Origin of the sequence: Desulfolutivibrio sulfodismutans DSM 3696 (genome assembly GCF_013376455.1) — a bacterium.
Classification (GTDB): domain Bacteria; phylum Desulfobacterota; class Desulfovibrionia; order Desulfovibrionales; family Desulfovibrionaceae; genus Desulfolutivibrio; species Desulfolutivibrio sulfodismutans.
The window spans coordinates 1,465,685-1,485,400 of sequence record NZ_CP045504.1 but is presented as its reverse complement, the minus strand read 5'-3'; the positions used below and the strand labels follow the sequence as shown (position 1 = coordinate 1,485,400).

At 60.0% G+C, this 19,716-nt stretch carries 35 protein-coding genes; all 35 read left to right on the top strand.

Annotated features, from left to right (window positions below; genetic code table 11):
* The first annotated feature begins 35 nt into the window (after positions 1 to 35).
* The 35 genes from GD606_RS07175 to rplQ all read left to right on the top strand — a co-directional run bounded on the left by GD606_RS07175 (position 36) and on the right by rplQ (position 19,661).
* Positions 36 to 239: a heavy-metal-associated domain-containing protein gene (locus tag GD606_RS07175; protein WP_163302051.1), complete on the top strand. Its 204-nt coding sequence runs from the start codon at positions 36 to 38 to the stop codon at positions 237 to 239.
* A 7-nt stretch (positions 240 to 246) separates the two neighbouring features.
* Positions 247 to 921, top strand: a complete 675-nt coding sequence (locus tag GD606_RS07170) for a class I SAM-dependent methyltransferase (RefSeq protein WP_163302052.1) — start codon at positions 247 to 249, stop codon at positions 919 to 921.
* Between the two features lie 261 nt (positions 922 to 1,182).
* Positions 1,183 to 1,554 (top strand): 30S ribosomal protein S12, encoded by a 372-nt coding sequence (gene rpsL, locus GD606_RS07165; RefSeq protein ID WP_163302053.1) that lies wholly within the window; start codon positions 1,183 to 1,185, stop codon positions 1,552 to 1,554.
* A gap of 41 nt (positions 1,555 to 1,595) precedes the next feature.
* Complete coding sequence (rpsG, locus tag GD606_RS07160) at positions 1,596 to 2,066, top strand: 30S ribosomal protein S7 (RefSeq protein ID WP_163302054.1); 471 nt, start codon at positions 1,596 to 1,598, stop codon at positions 2,064 to 2,066.
* A gap of 11 nt (positions 2,067 to 2,077) precedes the next feature.
* Positions 2,078 to 4,150 carry an elongation factor G gene (gene fusA, locus GD606_RS07155; RefSeq protein ID WP_163302055.1) on the top strand — a complete coding sequence of 691 codons (2,073 nt, stop codon included), beginning with the start codon at positions 2,078 to 2,080 and terminating at the stop codon, positions 4,148 to 4,150.
* A 54-nt stretch (positions 4,151 to 4,204) separates the two neighbouring features.
* A complete protein-coding gene (tuf, locus tag GD606_RS07150; protein ID WP_176629177.1) occupies positions 4,205 to 5,398 on the top strand; it encodes an elongation factor Tu in 1,194 nt (397 codons plus the stop codon).
* 4 nt (positions 5,399 to 5,402) lie between these two features.
* The gene (gene rpsJ, locus GD606_RS07145) at positions 5,403 to 5,720 is read left to right on the top strand and encodes a 30S ribosomal protein S10 (RefSeq protein ID WP_163303245.1); all 318 of its coding nucleotides are present in this window, start codon (positions 5,403 to 5,405) and stop codon (positions 5,718 to 5,720) included.
* Positions 5,721 to 5,733: 13 nt separating this feature from the next.
* Positions 5,734 to 6,366 carry a 50S ribosomal protein L3 gene (gene rplC, locus GD606_RS07140; RefSeq protein ID WP_163303246.1) on the top strand — a complete coding sequence of 211 codons (633 nt, stop codon included), beginning with the start codon at positions 5,734 to 5,736 and terminating at the stop codon, positions 6,364 to 6,366.
* A gap of 11 nt (positions 6,367 to 6,377) precedes the next feature.
* Positions 6,378 to 7,010 carry a 50S ribosomal protein L4 gene (gene rplD, locus GD606_RS07135; protein ID WP_163303247.1) on the top strand — a complete coding sequence of 211 codons (633 nt, stop codon included), beginning with the start codon at positions 6,378 to 6,380 and terminating at the stop codon, positions 7,008 to 7,010.
* Entirely contained in the window at positions 6,997 to 7,284 is a 288-nt protein-coding gene (gene rplW, locus GD606_RS07130) for a 50S ribosomal protein L23 (protein WP_163303248.1), read from the top strand. Before rplD ends, rplW begins: the two co-directional genes overlap by 14 nt.
* Before the next feature lie 2 nt (positions 7,285 to 7,286).
* Positions 7,287 to 8,117, top strand: coding sequence for a 50S ribosomal protein L2 (gene rplB, locus GD606_RS07125; protein ID WP_163303249.1), 831 nt, complete (start codon positions 7,287 to 7,289; stop codon positions 8,115 to 8,117).
* An 11-nt stretch (positions 8,118 to 8,128) separates the two neighbouring features.
* A complete protein-coding gene (rpsS, locus tag GD606_RS07120; protein ID WP_163303250.1) occupies positions 8,129 to 8,410 on the top strand; it encodes a 30S ribosomal protein S19 in 282 nt (93 codons plus the stop codon).
* 42 nt (positions 8,411 to 8,452) lie between these two features.
* Entirely contained in the window at positions 8,453 to 8,785 is a 333-nt protein-coding gene (gene rplV, locus GD606_RS07115) for a 50S ribosomal protein L22 (protein ID WP_163303251.1), read from the top strand.
* A gap of 9 nt (positions 8,786 to 8,794) precedes the next feature.
* Positions 8,795 to 9,436, top strand: a complete 642-nt coding sequence (rpsC, locus tag GD606_RS07110) for a 30S ribosomal protein S3 (RefSeq protein WP_163303252.1) — start codon at positions 8,795 to 8,797, stop codon at positions 9,434 to 9,436.
* A complete protein-coding gene (gene rplP / locus GD606_RS07105; RefSeq protein WP_163303253.1) occupies positions 9,436 to 9,849 on the top strand; it encodes a 50S ribosomal protein L16 in 414 nt (137 codons plus the stop codon). The genes rpsC and rplP overlap by 1 nt, the downstream gene beginning before the upstream one ends.
* 2 nt (positions 9,850 to 9,851) lie before the next feature.
* Positions 9,852 to 10,049 (top strand): 50S ribosomal protein L29, encoded by a 198-nt coding sequence (rpmC, locus tag GD606_RS07100; protein ID WP_163303254.1) that lies wholly within the window; start codon positions 9,852 to 9,854, stop codon positions 10,047 to 10,049.
* A 13-nt stretch (positions 10,050 to 10,062) separates the two neighbouring features.
* On the top strand, positions 10,063 to 10,326 hold the full coding sequence (gene rpsQ, locus GD606_RS07095) for a 30S ribosomal protein S17 (protein ID WP_163303255.1): 264 nt from the start codon (positions 10,063 to 10,065) through the stop codon (positions 10,324 to 10,326).
* A 9-nt stretch (positions 10,327 to 10,335) separates the two neighbouring features.
* Positions 10,336 to 10,704: a 50S ribosomal protein L14 gene (rplN, locus tag GD606_RS07090; RefSeq protein WP_163303256.1), complete on the top strand. Its 369-nt coding sequence runs from the start codon at positions 10,336 to 10,338 to the stop codon at positions 10,702 to 10,704.
* Positions 10,705 to 10,731: 27 nt separating this feature from the next.
* Positions 10,732 to 11,061 carry a 50S ribosomal protein L24 gene (rplX, locus tag GD606_RS07085; RefSeq protein ID WP_163303257.1) on the top strand — a complete coding sequence of 110 codons (330 nt, stop codon included), beginning with the start codon at positions 10,732 to 10,734 and terminating at the stop codon, positions 11,059 to 11,061.
* A 4-nt stretch (positions 11,062 to 11,065) separates the two neighbouring features.
* On the top strand, positions 11,066 to 11,605 hold the full coding sequence (rplE, locus tag GD606_RS07080) for a 50S ribosomal protein L5 (protein WP_163303258.1): 540 nt from the start codon (positions 11,066 to 11,068) through the stop codon (positions 11,603 to 11,605).
* A gap of 11 nt (positions 11,606 to 11,616) precedes the next feature.
* Complete coding sequence (locus tag GD606_RS07075; protein WP_163303259.1) at positions 11,617 to 11,802, top strand: type Z 30S ribosomal protein S14; 186 nt, start codon at positions 11,617 to 11,619, stop codon at positions 11,800 to 11,802.
* Between the two features lie 17 nt (positions 11,803 to 11,819).
* A complete protein-coding gene (gene rpsH / locus GD606_RS07070; RefSeq protein WP_163303260.1) occupies positions 11,820 to 12,203 on the top strand; it encodes a 30S ribosomal protein S8 in 384 nt (127 codons plus the stop codon).
* A gap of 27 nt (positions 12,204 to 12,230) precedes the next feature.
* The gene (gene rplF / locus GD606_RS07065) at positions 12,231 to 12,770 is read left to right on the top strand and encodes a 50S ribosomal protein L6 (protein WP_163303261.1); all 540 of its coding nucleotides are present in this window, start codon (positions 12,231 to 12,233) and stop codon (positions 12,768 to 12,770) included.
* An 8-nt stretch (positions 12,771 to 12,778) separates the two neighbouring features.
* Positions 12,779 to 13,138 carry a 50S ribosomal protein L18 gene (rplR, locus tag GD606_RS07060; protein ID WP_163303262.1) on the top strand — a complete coding sequence of 120 codons (360 nt, stop codon included), beginning with the start codon at positions 12,779 to 12,781 and terminating at the stop codon, positions 13,136 to 13,138.
* A gap of 20 nt (positions 13,139 to 13,158) precedes the next feature.
* Positions 13,159 to 13,650, top strand: coding sequence for a 30S ribosomal protein S5 (rpsE, locus tag GD606_RS07055; RefSeq protein WP_163303263.1), 492 nt, complete (start codon positions 13,159 to 13,161; stop codon positions 13,648 to 13,650).
* A 2-nt stretch (positions 13,651 to 13,652) separates the two neighbouring features.
* The gene (rpmD, locus tag GD606_RS07050) at positions 13,653 to 13,835 is read left to right on the top strand and encodes a 50S ribosomal protein L30 (protein WP_163303264.1); all 183 of its coding nucleotides are present in this window, start codon (positions 13,653 to 13,655) and stop codon (positions 13,833 to 13,835) included.
* The gene (gene rplO, locus GD606_RS07045) at positions 13,832 to 14,305 is read left to right on the top strand and encodes a 50S ribosomal protein L15 (protein ID WP_163303265.1); all 474 of its coding nucleotides are present in this window, start codon (positions 13,832 to 13,834) and stop codon (positions 14,303 to 14,305) included. Before rpmD ends, rplO begins: the two co-directional genes overlap by 4 nt.
* Positions 14,306 to 14,319: 14 nt before the next feature.
* Positions 14,320 to 15,639: a preprotein translocase subunit SecY gene (gene secY, locus GD606_RS07040; protein ID WP_163303266.1), complete on the top strand. Its 1,320-nt coding sequence runs from the start codon at positions 14,320 to 14,322 to the stop codon at positions 15,637 to 15,639.
* Positions 15,636 to 16,403, top strand: a complete 768-nt coding sequence (map, locus tag GD606_RS07035) for a type I methionyl aminopeptidase (RefSeq protein WP_163303267.1) — start codon at positions 15,636 to 15,638, stop codon at positions 16,401 to 16,403. Before secY ends, map begins: the two co-directional genes overlap by 4 nt.
* A gap of 44 nt (positions 16,404 to 16,447) precedes the next feature.
* A complete protein-coding gene (rpmJ, locus tag GD606_RS07030) occupies positions 16,448 to 16,561 on the top strand; it encodes a 50S ribosomal protein L36 (protein ID WP_163303268.1) in 114 nt (37 codons plus the stop codon).
* A gap of 11 nt (positions 16,562 to 16,572) precedes the next feature.
* Positions 16,573 to 16,944: a 30S ribosomal protein S13 gene (gene rpsM, locus GD606_RS07025; RefSeq protein ID WP_163303269.1), complete on the top strand. Its 372-nt coding sequence runs from the start codon at positions 16,573 to 16,575 to the stop codon at positions 16,942 to 16,944.
* Positions 16,945 to 17,015: 71 nt separating this feature from the next.
* Positions 17,016 to 17,402, top strand: coding sequence for a 30S ribosomal protein S11 (rpsK, locus tag GD606_RS07020; protein WP_163303270.1), 387 nt, complete (start codon positions 17,016 to 17,018; stop codon positions 17,400 to 17,402).
* Positions 17,403 to 17,515: 113 nt separating this feature from the next.
* Entirely contained in the window at positions 17,516 to 18,142 is a 627-nt protein-coding gene (gene rpsD / locus GD606_RS07015; protein WP_163303271.1) for a 30S ribosomal protein S4, read from the top strand.
* 33 nt (positions 18,143 to 18,175) lie between these two features.
* Positions 18,176 to 19,219: a DNA-directed RNA polymerase subunit alpha gene (locus tag GD606_RS07010; protein ID WP_163303272.1), complete on the top strand. Its 1,044-nt coding sequence runs from the start codon at positions 18,176 to 18,178 to the stop codon at positions 19,217 to 19,219.
* Positions 19,209 to 19,661, top strand: coding sequence for a 50S ribosomal protein L17 (gene rplQ / locus GD606_RS07005; protein ID WP_163303273.1), 453 nt, complete (start codon positions 19,209 to 19,211; stop codon positions 19,659 to 19,661). The genes GD606_RS07010 and rplQ overlap by 11 nt, the downstream gene beginning before the upstream one ends.
* The last annotated feature ends 55 nt before the right edge of the window (positions 19,662 to 19,716 follow it).

The following is a 19,716-nucleotide window of genomic DNA, read 5'->3' as shown; positions in this document are numbered from 1 at the left end:
GGCCGTCGGCCGCCCGATTCGCAAGGAGCACGCCCATGCCCAGCATCGAAGTCAAGGGAATGTCCTGCAACCACTGCGTGATGAACGTGACCAAGACCCTGGCGGCCTTGCCGGGGATCACAAATGTGGCTGTGGATCTGGCCACGGGGCTGGCCACCTTCGACGCCGCCGCGCTCGACCCCAAGGCCGTGCGCGAGGCCATCGCCAAGATCGGTTTCGAGCCGGGCGAGGTGAAATAGCCGGGCCATGACAGACTCCTATTGGAAGACCGCAGGCCGGGTTCCGTCCACCCTGGACGTAGACCCGGCCTTTGCCGCATTGATCGGGCCGGGCGTTTCCCTCCTGGATATGGGGTGCGGAGACGGCCGTACCCTGGCCGGGATGGCCGAAAGGGCGGAATGCGGGCCAGGGGTCGGAGGGAGGGTTTCCGGGCCGTTGTGGGCCGGTGTGGACGTCAATCCGGCGAGCCTTGCGGCCGGGCAGGGGAGGGGCCTGCCGCAGACGGCCTTTGTGCGCGGGGATCTGTCCCGCTTGCCCTTTGCAGACAAGAGCTTCGACTACGGGATTCTGCACGCGGTGTTGACCACGTTGGAGACGTCGGCCGTGCGGCGCAGGGTTCTGGCCGAGGCGGCCCGGGTGCTTCGCTTCGGGCTGACAATTTCGGATTTTCTTCTGACCCCCGAGATTCCCTTGTACCGGGAACGATATGAGCGCGGTCTTGGGGAGACCGGGGAGTGGGGGACCTTCCGGGTCATGGACGGGGAGCGTTACCTGTATACCGCCCACCACTATACCATTGAAGAAATTGAAGAAATCATGTGCGAAGCAGGGTTTTGCCGCACCCGGCTGCGCCAGGTTCAGTCGCGGACGCGATCCGGAAACCGCATCAACGGGGTCGTTGGGCAGGCCTTTTTGCGTTGAAGCGTCATTTTTTTCACATCCATGCCTCCGGACAATATCCAATGAATAGGATGTGTTCGGGAAGTGTTCCCGTCCCAGGCGAGGCATGCTGAAAAGAAAGAGCGAAAAATGCCCGCCTGATCCCTTCCCTTTCATGCCTGCCTCGCTTATATTTTCCGGCCCGGTGCGGATTTTTCCCCCCATTCCCGGGAGGGGCTTGACAGAGGCTCAGGAATCATCTAGATGCCTCCGTCTTTGTCATTAAAAGTTACGGAGAAGGTTATGCCCACGATCAACCAGCTCATCCGCAAGGAGCGCGCCCAGGTCGCCAAGCGCCGGAAAACCCCGGCCCTGCAGGCGTGCCCCCAGCGTCGGGGGGTGTGCACCCGCGTGTACACCACCACACCCAAGAAGCCCAACTCGGCCTTGCGCAAAGTGGCCCGCGTCCGGCTCACCAACGGTATCGAGGTCACCTCGTACATCCCCGGCGAGGGCCATAATCTTCAGGAGCACTCCGTGGTCATGATCCGGGGCGGCCGTGTCAAGGATATTCCTGGCGTGCGCTACCACATCATCCGCGGCACCCTGGATACGGCCGGTGTCGGCGACCGTCGTCAGAGTCGCTCCAAGTACGGCGCCAAGCGCCCCAAATAGAACGGCCCAAAGAAGACCGATAGGACAAGGAGTGATGGCGTATGCCTCGTAAAGGCCCCGTCCCCAAGAGATCCGTGCTGCCCGATCCCAAATACGGCAGCCAGCTGATCACGAAGTTCATCAATCGTTTGATGCACGACGGCGAGAAAAGCGTTGCCGAAGGACTTTTCTACCGGGCCGTCGACGTCCTGGCTGAAAAGGCCGGCGAAGACCCCTTGAAGGCCTTTGAAAAGGCCCTGGGCAACGTCCGTCCGCACATGGAAGTCAAGCCCCGCCGGGTTGGCGGCGCGACCTACCAGGTTCCCATGGAGGTTCGCCCCGAGCGTCAGGTCACCCTGGCCATCCGGTGGGTCATCAATTATGCCCGCTCGCGCGGCGAGAAAGGCATGGCCGATAAACTGTCCGGGGAACTCCTGGATGCCTATAACAATCGCGGCGGGGCGGTGAAGAAGCGCGAAGACACTCACCGTATGGCCGAGGCCAACAAGGCCTTCGCCCATTACCGCTGGTAGCGGAGATTTTTGTGTCCAAGCCCGTACCCATTGAGCGGCAACGCAACATAGGCATCATGGCCCACATTGATGCTGGGAAGACCACGACCACGGAGAGAATTCTCTTCTATACCGGCGTGTCCCACAAGATTGGGGAAGTCCATGACGGCCAGGCCACCATGGACTGGATGGTCCAGGAGCAGGAGCGCGGCATCACCATCACCTCCGCCGCCACCACCTGCTATTGGCGTGACCATCGCATCAACATCATCGACACCCCCGGGCACGTCGACTTCACCATTGAGGTGGAGCGTTCTCTCCGGGTTCTCGACGGAGCCGTGGCCGTTTTCGACGCCGTGGCCGGGGTTGAGCCCCAGACCGAGACCGTCTGGCGTCAGGCCGAGCGCTACAACGTGCCACGCATGAGCTTCGTCAACAAGATGGACCGCGTCGGCGCCAACTTCTTCCGTTGCGTGGACATGATCCGCGACCGCCTGGGCGCCAAGCCCGTTCCCTTGCAGATCCCCATCGGCTCCGAGGAGGATTTTCAGGGAGTGGTGGATCTTATTCGCGGCAAGGCGATCTATTTCGACGACAGCACCAAGGGGCGCGAATTCGTCGAGAAAGATATTCCGCCCGAGCTGCAGGAGCGGTACGACGAATTGCGGCTGGCCATGCTTGAGGCCGTCGCCGAGGAAGACGACAGTCTGCTGGAAAAATATCTCGGAGGCGAGGAAATCTCCCCCGAAGTCCTGGTGACAGCCATTCGCAAGGCCACCATCGGACTGTCCATCTGCCCGGTTTTGTGCGGATCCGCCTTCAAGAACAAGGGCGTGCAGCCCCTGCTCGACGCGGTGGTCGATTATCTGCCGTCCCCCTTGGACATCCCGCCGGTCGTCGGCACGGATCCCGATTATCCGGACAAGCAGATTGAATGCCCCTGCGATTCGAAGAAACCGTTGGCCGCCCTGGCCTTCAAGCTCATGTCCGACCCCTTTGTGGGCCACCTGACCTTCCTGCGCCTGTACTCCGGCCGCATCGAATCGGGCATGACCGTGGTCAACGCCAATACCGGCAAGAAAGAACGCGTCGGGCGGTTGCTCCAGATGCACGCCAACAAGCGCGAAGATATCAAGACAGCGGAAGCTGGCGACATCGTGGCCGCCGTGGGCATGAAGATCACCAGCACCGGCGACACCCTGTGCGAAGTGGGCAAGGGCGTGAAGCTCGAGTCCCTGACCATCCCCGAGCCGGTCATTGAAGTGGCCATCGAGCCCAAGACCAAGGCCGACCGCGACGCCCTGTCCCAGGCCCTGGCCAAGCTGGCCAAGGAAGACCCGTCTTTCCGGGTCAAGGGCGACGAGGAATCCGGGCAGACGCTGATCGCGGGCATGGGCGAACTGCACCTGGAAATCATCGTGGACCGCCTGATGCGCGAGTTCGGGGTCAACGCCAACGTGGGCCAGCCCCAGGTGGCCTACCGCGAGACCATCACCAAGTCCGTCAAGCATGAGAACCGCTACGTCAAGCAGACCGGCGGCCGGGGCCAGTACGGCCACGTGGTCATCGAGATCGGTCCCAAGGAAGACGGCGGGTATGAGTTCGTCAACTCCATCGTGGGCGGCGTCATCCCCAAGGAATACATCCCGGCCGTGGACAAGGGCATGCAAAACGCCATGAAGTCCGGCGTGCTGGCCGGGTTCCCGGTGGTGGACATCCGGGCCGAGCTGACGTTCGGTTCCTACCACGAAGTGGATTCTTCCGAGCAGGCCTTCTATATCTGCGCCTCCCAGGCCTTCAAGGAAGCCGTGCAAAAGGCCGGGCCGGTCCTCCTCGAACCGATCATGATGGTCGAGGTGGTCACCCCCGACGAGTACCTGGGCGAGGTCATGGGCGATTTGAACGGCCGTCGCGGCCGGGTCTCCAAGCTCGACGCGCGTCCCGGCGCCCAGATCATCAGCGCCCACGTGCCTCTGTCCCAGATGTTCGGGTACGCCACGGATCTGCGTTCGCGCACCCAGGGCCGGGCCACGTTCAGCATGCAGTTCGATCACTATGAAAAGGTTCCCGCCAGCTTGGCCGAGGAACTGGTGAAAAAGAAATAAGACGCCCTAGGCGAGACAACCGACCACACGACTAAAAAAGCGCAGGGGGAAACCATGGGCAAGGCGAAATTCGAACGCAACAAGCCGCATGTCAACATCGGCACCATCGGCCACATCGACCACGGCAAGACCACGCTGACCGCAGCCATCACCCGGCTGGCCAGCATGAAGGGTTTTGGCGAATACATTCCCTTCGACCAGATCGACAAGGCCCCGGAGGAGAAGGAACGCGGCATCACCATCGCCACGGCCCATGTGGAATATCAGACCGACAAGCGCCACTACGCCCATGTGGACTGCCCGGGCCACGCCGACTACATCAAGAACATGATCACCGGCGCCGCCCAGATGGACGGCGGTATCCTGGTGGTGGCGGCCACCGACGGTCCCATGCCCCAGACCCGGGAGCACATCCTTTTGGCCCGTCAGGTGGGCGTGCCCCAGTTGGTGGTGTTCATGAACAAGGTCGACCTGGTGGACGACCCGGAGCTTTTGGAGCTGGTGGAGCTTGAAGTGCGTGAGCTTCTGACCAAGTACGGCTTCCCCGGCGACGACGTCCCGGTCATCAAGGGCAGCGCGCTCAAGGCCCTGGAGGCGGACGACATCAAGAGCCCCGATGCGGCCCCGATCTTTGAGCTGCTCGATGCCTGCGACGCGTTTATTCCCGAGCCCAAGCGCGACATCGAGAAGCCGTTCCTGATGCCCATTGAAGACGTGTTCTCCATCTCTGGCCGGGGCACCGTGGTCACCGGACGTGTGGAGCGCGGCACCGTGACGGTTGGCGAGGAAGTGGAGATCGTGGGCATCAAGACCACGGTCAAGACCACCTGCACGGGCGTGGAAATGTTCCGCAAGATTCTGGACAAGGGCATGGCCGGCGACAACGTGGGCGTGCTGCTTCGCGGCGTCAAGCGCGACGATGTGGAGCGCGGCCAGGTGTTGGCCAAGCCGGGTTCGATCACCCCGCACCGGAAGTTCAAGGCCGAGGTGTACATCCTGACCAAGGAAGAGGGCGGCCGCCACACCCCGTTTTTCACCGGATATCGTCCGCAGTTCTACTTCCGGACCACGGACATCACCGGCGTGGTGACCCTGAACGAGGGCGTTGAAATGGTCATGCCCGGCGACAACGCCACGTTCAATGTTGAAATGATCGCCCCCATCGCCATGGAAACGGGCCTGCGCTTCGCCATTCGCGAAGGCGGCCGGACCGTTGGCGCGGGCGTCGTCTCGGAAATCGTGGAGTAAGGAAATGGTTGCCATGAATAGCGATCGCATCCGCATCAAACTGAAAGCATACGACTACCGCATTCTGGACAAGGCCGTCTCCGAGATCGTGGATACGGCGCGCAACACCGGCGCGGGCGTGGCTGGGCCCATTCCGCTGCCCACGGACATCCACAAGTACACGGTCAACCGTTCCGTGCATGTGGACAAAAAGTCCCGGGAGCAGTTCGAGATGCGGGTGCACAAACGTCTTTTGGACATCATGGAACCCACGCAGCAGACCGTGGATGCGCTGGGCAAACTCAGCCTCCCGGCTGGTGTCGACGTGGAAATCAAGCTCTAGGACGAGGGACATCATGGCAGGCACGTTAGGAATTTTGGGCCGGAAACTGGGGATGACCCGGATTTTCGCCGACGACGGCACGATTGTCCCGGTGACGGTGATCCAGGCCGGACCATGTCCGGTCACGCAGATCAAGACCCCGGCCAACGACGGCTATGAAGCCGTTCAGATCGCCTTTGACCAGATCCCGGAGCGCAAGGCCACCAAGCCCATGCGCGGGCATTTGGCCAAGGCCGGCCGTGGCGAATACCGCGTCCTTCGTGAGCTTCGTTTCGACGGCGCCGGCGGTTTCGAACTGGGTATGGATCTGACCGTCTCCATTTTCGCACCCGGGGAAAAGGTCAAGGTCACCGGCACATCCATCGGCAAGGGTTTTCAGGGCGTCATGAAACGCTGGAACTTCAGAGGCCTAAAAGCCACTCACGGAACGGAGAAAGCCCATCGTTCCGGCGGTTCCATCGGTAACAACACCGAGCCCGGCAAGGTCATGAAAGGCAAGAAGATGGCCGGCCACATGGGCGCCAAGACCGTGACCTGCATTGGTCTTGAGATCGTGGACGTGCGGCCGGAGGACAATCTCCTCCTGGTCAAGGGCCAGATTCCGGGTCCCAGAAACGCCGTGGTCATGGTTCGCAAGCAGGGCTAAGGGTGATTGAAATGGCCAACGTAAAGATATTTGATCAGACCAAGCGGGAAGTCGGAGAGCTCGAGCTTTCCCCCGAGGTGTTCGAGGTGACCGTGCGTCCCGAGGTGCTGCATCTTGTGGTGCGCGCCCAACTGGCCGCCAAACGGGCCGGTACGCACAGCACCAAGACCAGGAGCGAAGTCTCCGGCGGCGGGCACAAGCCCTGGCGGCAAAAGGGCACCGGCAAGGCCCGGGCGGGGAGCAGCCGTTCCCCCTTGTGGCGGGGTGGGGCGGTCATCCATGGTCCGCGTCCGCGGGATTATGAGTTCAAGGTCAACCGCAAGGTGCGCCAACTGGCGCTCAAGATGGCCCTGTCGGCCAAAGTGGGCGAGTCGAGCCTGATGCTGATTGACAAGTTCGACCTGGCCGAGGCCAAGACCAAGCTCATGGCCAAGGTGGCCGGTGATCTCGGACTGAAAAAAGCATTGATAGTCCTGCCGGAGTCTGATAACAAGCTTGAGCTTTCAGCGAGGAATTTGCCCGGCATCAAAGTCATCCGGCACGACATGCTCAATGTCTATGACGTGCTCCTGCATGAGCAGGTGGTGATGGCCACGGACGCCGCGCTTCGCGTACAGGAGAGGCTTCGCCATGGATTACGCTAGCATACTGCTTCGGCCGCTGGTTTCGGAAAAGGCCACCTTCGTCAAGGAAGCGGCCAACCAGGTGGTTTTCCAGGTTGCGCCCGGGGCGAACAAGATCGAGATCAAAAAGGCCGTTGAAGCCGCCTTTTCCGTCAAGGTGGATTCCGTGAGCGTGACGGTGCGAAAACCTCGCAAGCGTCGCTTCGGCCGGGTTCTGCGTCGGGTGCCGGGCATGAAGAAGGCCTACGTGACCCTGGCCGCTGGCGATAAAATTGAGTTTTTTGAAGGGGTCTAGACATGTCCATCCGTAAGCTGAAACCCACTTCCGCCGGACGTCGTTTCCAGACGGTGTCCACCTTTGAGGAAGTTACCCGGTCCACCCCGGAAAAGTCCCTCACCGAAGGGCTGCCGCGCAAGTCCGGGCGCAACTCCTACGGACGGATCACCTCGCGCCGTCGGGGTGGCGGAAACAAGCGCCTGTACCGCATCATCGATTTCAAGCGCGACAAGTGGGGGATACCGGCCAAGGTCTTCTCCATTGAATATGATCCCAACCGCAGCGCCCGCATCGCCCTGTTGCACTATGCCGACGGCGAAAAGCGGTACATCCTGGCGCCGGTTGGCATCTCCGTGGGCGACACCCTGGCCGCCGGCGAAACGGCGGACATCAAACCCGGAAACGCCCTGCCGCTCAAGCGCATTCCCGTGGGCACGCTCCTTCACAACATCGAGCTCAACCCTGGACGGGGCGGACAGATGTGCCGCGCGGCCGGCACCTACGCCCAGCTTGTGGCCAAGGAAGGCAAGTACGCCCTGGTGCGGCTGCCCTCGGGCGAGGTCAGAAACGTCTTGTCCTCCTGCATCGCTACGGTGGGGCAGGTTGGCAACGTCATGCACGAGAACATTTCCATCGGCAAGGCCGGCCGCAATCGCTGGCTCAACCGTCGGCCCAAGGTGCGCGGCGTGGCCATGAACCCGGTCGACCATCCTCTGGGCGGCGGTGAAGGCAAAAGCTCCGGCGGCCGTCATCCGGTGACCCCGTGGGGTAAGCCCACCAAGGGCTACAAGACCCGCAACGTCAAAAAGCCCTCTTCCAAGCTGATCGTGAAGCGGCGCGGCGAAAAGTAGGAGAATAGGATATGCCTCGTTCCCTGAAAAAAGGTCCCTTCGTGGACGACCACCTGCAGCGCAAGGTCCAGATCGCCAACGAAAGCAAGGACCGCCGGGTCATCAAGACCTGGTCCCGTCGCTCCACCATACTGCCCGAGATGGTCGGCATGACCTTTGCCGTACACAATGGGAAGAAATTCATCCCGGTGTTCGTGTCTGAGAACATGGTCGGACATAAGCTTGGCGAGTTTTCACCCACGCGCACGTTCCACGGGCACGCCGCGGACAAAAAAACCAAGGCCAAGAAGTAACGGGCGCTCCCGCGACCTTTGACCTCGCACCAGGATAAAAAGATGGAAGCCAAAGCCATAGCCAGATATATCCGCGTCTCGCCTCAGAAGGCGCGGTTGGTGGCCGACAACATCAAGGGCCGCCCCGTCGAGGAGGCGATGAACATACTCAAGTTCACGCCCAAAAAGGCCGCGCAGCTTATCGGCAAAGTGCTGCACTCCGCCGTGGCCAATGCCGAACAGATTTCCGGCGTGGATATCGACACCCTCACGGTCAAGCAGGTGATCATCAATCCGGGACCGTCCTGGAAGCGCCTTCTGACTCGTTCCATGGGCAGGGCCAACCGGATCGTGAAACGCACCAGCCACATCACCGTGGTTGTCGCGGAAAGCTAGGAGCTTGACATGGGCCAGAAAGTTCATCCGTACGGATTCAGACTGGGGTACAACAAAACCTGGATATCCCGGTGGTTCTCTAAGAAAGATTACCCCGCCTTTGTCTTTGAGGACAGCAAGATTCGCAAGTTCGTGAAGAAGACCCTGTACCACGCGGGAATCTCCAAGATCGAGATCGAGCGCGCCGGGGGAAAGATTCGCTTGATCATCCACACCGCGCGTCCGGGCATCGTCATCGGCCGCAAAGGGACGGAGATCGAGAAGGTTCGTGCCGACCTGAAGCAGCGGTTTGGTCGCGAGTTCACCGTCGAGGTCAACGAGATTCGTCGGCCTGAGATCGACGCCCAGTTGGTGGCCGAGAACATCGCTTTGCAACTGGAACGCCGGGTGGCTTTCCGCCGGGCCATGAAGCGCACGGTGGGCCTGTCGCGCAAGTTCGGGGCGGAGGGCATCAAGGTGGCCTGCGCCGGCCGCTTGGCCGGGGCTGAAATCGCCCGCGCTGAATGGTACCGCGACGGCCGCGTGCCCTTGCAGACCCTTCGCGCCGACATCGACTACGGTTTGGCCACGGCCAAGACGACCTACGGGGTCATCGGGGTCAAGGTCTGGATCTTTAAGGGCGAGATACTCGACAGAGAGGTTGAAGCGTAATGTTGGCTCCCAATAAAACAAAATTCCGCAAGATGCAGAAGGGCCGGTTGCGCGGCCCGGCCACCCGCGGGGCCAGTGTGGCCTTCGGCGAGGTGGGCATCAAGGCCATGGAGCACGGCAAGCTGACCAGCCAGCAGATCGAGGCCGCCCGTGTGGCCATCATGCGCCACATCAAACGGGGTGGAAAGGTCTGGATTCGGATCTTTCCGGATCACCCCATTACCGAAAAGCCCGCTGAAGTCCGCCAGGGCAAGGGAAAGGGCGCGCCTGTGGGCTGGTATGCGGCTGTAAAGCCTGGCCGGGTGCTCTACGAGATCAAGGGCGTGGACATGGAAGTGGCCAAGATTGCGCTGACCAGGGCCATGCATAAGCTGCCCATCAAGACCAAGATTGTGGTCAAGGAGGTGGCGTAGCCATGAAGGTCGCCGAATTGCGCGAAAAAGAGGTCAAGAGCCTGCATGACCTTTTGGGCGAAAGTCGCGAGGAACTCTTCAAGCTGCGTTTCCAGCACGCCACGGCGCAGCTGGAAAAGACGCACAAGCTTGGGGACGTCAAAAAAAACATCGCCCGGATATTGACCGTGCTGCGCGAGAAATCCGCGCCCGGCGCTTAAGCGGAGCCTTGACATGACTGAAGAGAACAAGAGCAATCGCCGCGTCCTGACCGGCGTCGTGGTTTCGAGCAAAAATGACAAGACCATCGTGGTCCGGGTCGAGACCCTGATCCAGCACCCGCTGTACAAGAAGTTCATCCGCCGTCACAAAAAGTTCATGGCCCACGATCCGGCCAACGAATGCGGCATGGGGGACACGGTGCGGATCATCGAGCATCGACCCTTGTCCAGGCGCAAGCGCTGGCATCTGGTCCAAATCATGGAAAAAGCGGTTTAGGGTGATACGATGATCCAGGTGGAAAGCAAACTCGACGTGGCGGACAACTCCGGAGCCAAGAAGGTCAGTTGCATCAAGGTTCTGGGCGGCAGCCGTCGCAGGTACGCGGGCGTGGGGGACATCATCGTGGTTTCCGTCAAGGAGGCCATGCCTCATTCCAAGGTGAAAAAGGGCGCGGTGATGAAGGCCGTTGTGGTGCGCACCACAAAGGAAATCGGTCGTCCCGACGGTTCCTACATCAAATTCGACAACAATTCCGCCGTGCTGTTGAACAGCCAGCTTGAGCCCGTGGGCACCCGCATTTTCGGACCGGTGGCCAGGGAACTGCGGCAGAAAAACTTCATGAAAATCGTCTCTCTGGCCCCTGAGGTTCTGTAGAGACGCTGCCGCAGCATTGAGGACGCCATGAAAATCTACAAGATTCGCAAAAACGACAAGGTCATTGTCACTGCGGGCAAGGACAAGGGCAAAGTGGGCCGGGTGCTCAAGCTTTACCCGAAAAAAGATCGGATCCTGGTGGAAAAGGTGAATATGGTCAAGCGCCACACCAAAGCCAATCCGTACGCCAAAACCCCCGGCGGCATCGTGGAGAAGGAATCGTCCCTGCATATTTCCAACGTGGCTCTGTTGTGCGACTCGTGCGCCAAGCCGACGCGGGTGGGGTACAAGGTCACGGAAGACGGTAAAAAGGTCCGGTTCTGCAAGAAATGCAACCAGGACATCGATAAGGGATAAGATTATGACCCGCCTGGAAAACATGTATACCGAAAAGGTGGCCCCCGCCCTCAAAAAAGAGTTCGGGTACACCTCGTCCATGCAGATTCCGAAGCTTCGGGCTGTCTCGCTCAACATTGGCCTGGGCGAGGCCAGCCAGAATAACAAGCTCATCGAGGAAGCCGTTGTGGAGTTGACCTCCATAGCCGGCCAGAAAGCGGTGATCACCCGGGCCCGGAAGTCCATCGCGGCGTTCAAGCTGCGCGAGGGCCTCCCCGTGGGATGCCGGGTCACGCTTCGCCATGAGCGCATGTGGGACTTCCTGGACAAGCTGATCAACTATGCCCTGCCGCGAGTGCGCGATTTTCGGGGCATTCCCGACAGGGGGTTTGACGGCAGGGGCAACTTCACGCTGGGCATCCGGGAACACACCATTTTCCCGGAGATCAACGTGGACAGGGTCGAGCGTGTCAAGGGCATGAACGTGACCATCGTCACCAGCGCTCGTTCCGACAAGGAAGGCAAGGTTCTTCTGGACCTGCTCGGCATGCCGTTCAAAAAATAAGGAGATCGGTCTTGGCTCGTACAGCACTCATGGTCAAAGCCCGCCGCAAGCCGAAATTTTCTGCAAGGGCATACAACCGTTGCCCCATATGCGGCCGGTCCAGGGCGTATTTACGCAGGTTCGGCGTGTGCCGTATTTGTTTCAGAAACATGTCGCTGGCTGGCGAACTTCCCGGCGTGCGGAAATCGAGCTGGTAAGCGAAGGAGAAAGGGAAATGTCCGTTGTCGACCCCATCGCCGACATGCTCGCGCGTATTCGCAATGCCCATCAGGCACTCCACGCGGCCGTGATCATGCCCGCCTCGAAGATGAAGGCGTCCATCGCCACCATCCTCAAGGACGAAGGCTACATCGCTGACTATGCCGTGGAAGGCCTCAATTTGAACATCACCCTGAAATATTCCAGCGGCAAGCCCACCATTGCGGGCTTGAAAAAGATCAGCAAGCCGGGCCGCAGGGTCTATGTGGGGGCTGAAGGTATTCCAGACGTCCAAAACGGATTGGGCATCAGCATTCTGTCCACATCCCGGGGTGTTCTGGCTGCCGCATCCGCCCGCGAACAGCGCGTGGGCGGTGAACTGCTCTGCGAGATCTGGTAGCCGGTAAAGGCGCGTGAGGAGCTTACCATGTCCAGGATAGGAAAAAAGGAAATCATCCTCCCCAGCGGCGTCAGCGTCGCTGTCGAGGAAGGAGCGGTGACGGTCAAAGGGCCCAAGGGCGAGCTCAGCACGCCCACGCATCCCAAGGTGGCCTATGCCATTGCGGGGAGCACGGTGTCCGTCAATCGTTTGGATGACACCCGGGTGGCCCGTGCCCAGCACGGCCTGCGCCGCACCCTTCTGGCCAATCTGGTGGAAGGCGTGAGCAAGGGATTCTCCAAGACCCTTGAGGTCATTGGTGTCGGGTACAAGGTTTCGACGCAGGGCGGCACGGTTTCGCTCAGTGTCGGCTTTTCCCACCAGGTGGAGTTCAAGCTGCCCCAGGGGATCGAGGCCAAGGTGGAAGGCAACAAGCTGACCCTGGCCGGGATCGACAAGCAGCTTGTGGGCGAAACTGCGGCCCGCATCCGTCGCGTGCGTCCGCCTGAACCCTTCAAGGGCAAGGGCATCAAGTACGAAACCGAGACGATTCGTCGCAAGGCCGGCAAATCCGGCGGCAAGAAATAGGGTCGCATATGAAACTCACCAAGGAACAAGCACGCAAGCGCCGCACGGTGCGCATCCGCAAAAAGATTTCCGGCGTTCCCGAGCGTCCCAGGCTCGTGGTCTATCGCTCCAACCGGCATATCTATGCCCAGGTTGTGGACGATATCGCCGGGCAGACGCTGGCCAGCGCCTCCACCCTGGCCCTGTGCAAGGATGGCGAGGCGCTCAAGCTTGACAAGGCGTCCGCGACGCGCGTTGGGCGCGAGGTGGCGCAGAGGGCCAAGGAACGCGGCATTGAAGCGGTGGTGTTTGACCGCAACGGCTACCTGTATCATGGCCGTATCAAGGCCCTGGCAGACGGCGCCCGCGAAGGCGGACTGAAATTTTAAGCGCGCAAGGATCCAAGAACATGGACCAGTCGGAACTCAATCAGATTGAAAAGATCGTGTATTTGAACCGCGTGGCCAAGGTCGTCAAGGGCGGCCGTCGGTTCAGCTTCAGCGCCCTGGTCGTGGTGGGCGACGGCAATGGTTCCGTGGGCTACGGCCTGGGCAAGGCCAACGAAGTCCCCGAGGCCATCCGCAAGGCTTCCGACCAGGCCAAAAAGTCCATGATCAAGGTGCCTCTTCTTGAGGGTACGTTGCCTTATGAGATTTTGGGCCGTTACGGCGCTGGACGGGTGGTGCTCAAACCCGCCTCCAAGGGAACCGGCATCATCGCCGGAGGTCCGGTGCGGGCCGTCATGGAGGCCGTGGGCGTCCACGACATCCTGACCAAGGCCATCGGCACCAACAACCCCCACAACGTGCTTCGGGCCACCATCGCCGGTTTGGCCTCGCTGCGCAGCGCAGATTTCGTGAGCGATCTGCGCGGCAAAACGCTGCACACCCCGAGGAAATAGCCATGCCGGGCAAAATTACAATCAAGCTGGTCAAAAGCGCCTATGGGCGTCCTCCGAAACAACGGGGAACATTAAGCGCCCTGGGACTTACGAAAATCCGCCAGGAACGGACGTTTGACAAAAACGAAACCGTTTTGGGCATGATCGCCAAGGTCGAGCACCTGGTTGAGGTGAGCGAGTCATGAAATTACATGAATTGTATCCGTTCCCTGAGGAACGCAAAAGCCGTAAGCGTCTGGGCCGTGGCCGCGGCACCGGCCAGGGTTGTACGGCCGGCAAGGGCAACAAGGGGCAAAACGCCCGCGCCGGCGGCGGCACGCCTGCCTGGTTTGAGGGTGGACAGATGCCCTTGGCCCGTCGGTTGCCCAAGCGCGGTTTCAAGAATTTCGATTTCCGGGTGACGTATGCGCCGATCAATCTGGATCGGTTGTTCGCCACGTTTGCCGGAAAGACGGAAATCACCCTGGATGACATTTACGCCAGCGGGCTGTGCTCCAAAAACGTCCCGGTCAAGATCTTGAGCCGTGGCGAGGGTGCTGCGGTCACCGTCGAGGCGCACCGGTTCAGCGCCAAAGCGGCGGAAAAGATCGTCTCCGCCGGCGGCAAGGCCGTCATCCTTGAAGCGAAGGACGCTTCGGAACCCGTCTCGTCCTAGAAGGTGGAAAATACGTGGCCCTTACTGGCGTAGAGAATCTGGCGAAGCTTCCGGAGCTGAAAAACAAGCTCCTGTGGACCTTTCTCCTTTTGGCCGTGTATCGCATAGGCGTGCATGTGCCCGTTCCGGGCGTGGACGCCGCCGCGTTGGCCGATTTTTTCGAGAGCGCCAAAAATACCCTGTTCGGGCTTTTTGACATGTTTTCGGGCGGCGCGCTCGGCAATGTGTCCATCTTCTCCCTGGGGATCATGCCCTACATCTCGGCCTCCATCATCATCCAGCTGTTGACCGTGGTCAGTCCCGAACTGGCCCGCATGCAGAAGGAAGACGGCGCGGCCGGGAAGAAGAAAATGACCCAGTATACACGGTATGGCACAGTGCTCATTGCCGTGGTGCAGGGGTTCGGGATCGCCGTGGGCCTTGAGAGCATGGCCAGCCCCACGGGGGCGCCGGTGGTGCTCGTTCCCGGTTGGGGATTCAAGCTCATGACCATGACCACCCTGTGCACGGGCACGGTCTTTCTCATGTGGCTTGGCGAGCAGATCACCGGCAAGGGGATCGGCAACGGCATTTCGCTCATCATTTTCGCGGGTATCGTGGCCGGATTTCCCCGGGCCACCATCAATACCTTCCAGTTGCTCGGGGCTGGCGAATTGAGCCTGTTCGTCCTGTTGCTCCTGGTGGCGGTCATGGTGGCGGTGCTGGGGGTGATCATTTTCGTCGAGCGCGGGCAGCGGCGCATCCCCATTCAGTACGCCAAGCGTATGGTGGGACGAAAGATGTACGGCGGGCAAACCACGCATCTGCCGCTGCGCATCAACACCGCCGGGGTCATACCCCCGATCTTCGCCTCGTCGATCCTGCTTTTCCCGGCCACCATCGCGAATTTCTCGCAGGTTGCATGGTTAAGCGATATCGCGCACTATTTCAGTCCGCAAAACATTGTCTATAATGTGCTGTTCGTAAGCATGATCGTGTTTTTCTGCTACTTTTATACGGCGATCATTTTTGATCCCAAGGACATTGCGGAAAATCTGCGCAAGCAGGGTGGTTTCATTCCCGGCATCCGCCCCGGGGTGAAGACCAAGGAGCATATTGACCGGGTGTTGACGCGCATCACCTTGTGGGGGGCCATCTACATTTCGGCCGTGTGCGTTTTGCCCATGATGCTCATTCAACACTTCAACGTCCCGTTTTATTTCGGTGGCACCTCGCTTCTGATCGTCGTTGGCGTGGCCATGGATTTCATGGGGCAGATTGAGTCGTACCTTATCTCCCGCCAGTATGAAGGGCTTATGTCCAAGGGGAGAATCAAGGGAAGGCATTCGTTTTGAAGAAGTTTCGCGGCATTTATCTGAAGAACGAAAACGAGATCGGACTGCTGCGTGAGGCCGGACGGATCGTGGCGTCCATCCTGGAAGAGTTGCGCATCCATGTGGCTCCGGGGATGCGGACCCTGGATTTCGAGGAACTCGCACTGTCGTTGTGCGACGCCTACAAGGTGAAGCCAGCCTTCAAAGGCTATCTCGGTTTTCCTTATGCGTTGTGCTGCTCGGTCAATGAGGAAGTTGTTCACGGGTTTCCCTCCCAGCGAGTGCTTGCGGAAGGGGATGTGGTCAGCTTCGATATGGGAGTGGTGCATAAAGGGTTTTACGGCGATTCGGCCTTGACCGTCCCCGTCGGGAAGATTGACGCGCGGGCAGAGGATCTTTTGTCCGTGACGCGCGACTCCCTTTTTGTCGGTATCGATCAGGCCGTGGCTGGCAACGACCTGTACGACATTTCGCGGGCAGTGCAGAAATATGTTGAAGGTCGGGGCTTCTCCGTGGTACGTCGTTTTGTTGGGCATGGCATCGGCAAGCAGCTTCACGAGAAGCCGGAGGTGCCCAACTTCGCCCCGGCAGGGGCCAATCGGGTTTCCTTGCAGCCCGGCATGGTGTTGGCCATTGAGCCCATGGTGACAGCGGGCAAGCCGGAAGTGGAAGTCTTGTCGGACAAATGGACCGCCGTGACCAAAGATCGCAGTCTCGCGGCCCATTTTGAACACACGGTGGCCGTCACCAAAAACGGTCCCGTGATATTGAGCGTTCGGGACTAATTCCCGGCCGGGGGCATACCCGGACGGACTACGGAGCAGCCAGGATGAAAGTCAAGCCGTCAATCAAGAAACTGTGCGCACATTGTAAAATCATTAAGCGTCACGGCGTGTTACGGGTGATCTGCGTGAATCCCCGGCACAAACAGCGCCAGGGATAAGGGGGACTATCGTGGCCAGAATCGCTGGAGTTGATCTTCCGAGAAGCAAGCGGATGGATATCGCGCTGACCTATATTTTTGGCATCGGCCGGGCCACGGCCCTGCGCATTCTCGACGCCACGGGCGTTGACTGGACCAAGTCCAGCGACGATCTGAGCGCCGAGGAAACCAACAACATCCGCAAGGAAATCGAGCAGAATGTCAAGGTTGAGGGTGACCTGCGCCGTGACGTGACCGCCAACATCAAGCGGCTCATGGACATCGGATGCTATCGCGGGTTGCGCCATCGTCGCGGGTTGCCCGTGCGTGGCCAGCGGACCCACACCAATTCTCGCACCCGCAAGGGACCGCGCCGCTCGGTCATGAGCAAGAAGAAGAAGTAATCGTAAAATCCAGGTGACCAGATGTCCGGGAACTCCGGATGCGGCGCCAAACTTCCCTTGGAGCAAGCGAAATGGCTAAACCTCGCCGCGTAGGCAAGAAAGAAAAAAAGAACATCCCCTCCGGGGTTGCCCATATCCAGGCGACCTTCAACAACACCATCATTACCTTCACGGATCCGCGGGGGAATGTGGTCAGTTGGGCCACCTCGGGAAATGCGGGCTTCAAGGGATCGCGCAAGTCCACCCCTTTCGCGGCCCAGATCGCCGCTGAGAATGCGGCCCGCAAGGCTCAGGAACACGGCATGCGCACCGTGGGCATCCTGGTCAAGGGGCCCGGGTCCGGACGCGAGGCCGCCATGCGGGCCATCAACAACGCCGGGTTCAAGGTCAGCTTCATTCGTGACATCACCCCCATCCCGCACAATGGCTGCCGTCCTCCCAAACGGCGCAGGGTCTAGGGTCGACGTTTCGCGCGAAAACCATTCCACGGTCCCATGACGGCCGCCACAGGCGGCCGCGACACGTCCCCGAGCCGGGACGGGACCCGCAGGTACTTATCAGGAGGTAACCCTTGGCACGTTATACTGGAGCGAAATGCCGCCTGTGCCGTCGTGAGGGCGCCAAGCTTTTTCTGAAAGGCGACCGGTGCTTCACCGACAAGTGCGCCTATGAGCGTCGTCCTTATGCCCCCGGACAGCATGGCCGTATTCGTAAGAAAATGAGCGACTACGCGGTGCAGCTTCGCGAGAAGCAAAAAGTCCGCCGCATGTATGGCATTCTTGAAGAGCAGTTCCGGGCGTATTTTCAGCGCGCGGACTTGAAAAAGGGCGTCACCGGCGACAATCTGCTCATTTTTCTTGAACGGCGCATGGACAATGTCATCTACCGCATGGGCTTCGCCAACTCCCGCAATCAGGCCCGGCAGCTTGTGCGCCATGGCATTTTCACCCTCAATGGGCGCCGGGTCACCGTGCCGTCCATTCAGGTGAAGGCTGGCGATCAGGTCGGCGTCAGGGAACAGAATCGCAATTCCCCCATCATCAAGGAAGCCCAGCAGGTCATCGCCCGTCGCGGATGCCCGGCTTGGCTCGAGGTGGACGGCGAGAATCTCAAGGGCAAAGTCAACGCCATGCCTACCCGGGAAGACATTCAGTTCCCCATCAACGAACAGCTCATCGTCGAGCTGTACTCTAAGTAAAAGGCGCGCTTTGCGCCTTGCAAGGTGTCGAACATGCTCATCCGAAACGGCGACAGGCTGATCAACACCCGCAACTGGGCCGAACTTGTCAAGCCCGAGAAGCTCGTGCGTGACTTGAACCCCAGTTCCAATTACGGCCGCTTCATCTGCGAGCCCTTGGAGCGCGGTTTCGGAACCACGCTCGGAAACGCGCTTCGCCGGGTGCTTCTGTCCTCGCTTCAGGGCGCGTCCATTGTGGCCGCCAGGATCGAAGGCGTGCAGCACGAATTCACCACCATTCCCGGCGTGATTGAAGACGTCACCGATATCGTGCTCAATCTGAAGCAGATCCGCCTGGCCATGACCACGGACGTCGCCCAGCGCCTGGTTCTCTCGGCGAACACCGAGGGCGCGGTCACGGCTGCGGCCATCAAGGAAAACCAGCACGTCACGGTGCTTGATCCCGAACAGCACATTTGTACGTTGTCCGAAAATCGCGAGTTGCGCATGGAGTTTGACGTGCGCATGGGCAAGGGATACGTCCCTGCCGACATGCACGAGGGACTGGAGAACGAAATCGGCCTCATCCTTCTTGACGCCAGCTACACGCCGGTCAAGAAGGTGGCCTACACCGTGGACCAGGCCCGCGTTGGCCAGATGACCAACTATGACAAGCTCATTTTGGACGTGTGGACCGACGGCTCCGTCTCTCCTGACGACGCCGTGTCCTACAGCGCCAAAATTCTCAAAGAGCAACTCACGGTGTTCATCAACTTCAACGAAAATGAATCCGAGGCCGAAAGCGCCCGCCGCGCCAATGACATCGAGCTCAATCCGAATCTGTTCAAAAGCATTGACGAGCTTGAATTGTCCGTTCGGGCCACAAACTGCCTTAAAAGCGCCAATATCACCCTTGTTGGCGAACTGATGCAGCGCTCCGAAGGGGAGATGCTCAAGACCAAAAACTTCGGCAAGAAGTCTCTTGAGGAGATTCGGCGCGTCCTTGAGGACATGGGGCTTGAGTTTGGCATGAAACTCGACAATTTTGAGCAGAAATACCAGGAATGGTTGAAGAGGAAGCAAGTCGATGAGGCATAATAAATCCGGCCGTCAGCTTGGCAGAAATGCCTCGCATCGCAAGGCCCTTTTTCGGAATATGGCCCGGTCCCTCCTGACCTTCGAACGCATCCGCACCACCGAGCCCAAGGCCAAGGAACTGCGCAGCGTTGTTGAAGGCCTGATCGCCCTGACCCAGTCCGACACCGTGCATGCCCGGCGTCTGGCCTACAAGGTTTTGGAAAACCACCAGCTCGTGGCCAAGCTCTTCAATGAGATTGGACCGCGCTTCGTGGGCATCCATGGCGGGTACACCCGGGTGGTGAAGCTCGGATTGCCTCGGGCCGGAGACTGCGCTCCGTTGGCCATCATTGAACTGACCCAGCGTTCCGGCGCATCTGACGCGGGCAAAACCGCCACCACCGCTTCGGCGGACACGAAGAGCGCTCCCGCTTCAGAGGCCAAAGCCCCGGTAGAAGCCTAATCTTGCACAAAAAAAGCAGGGTTTCGGCCCTGCTTTTTTTTATTCATGTGCATAG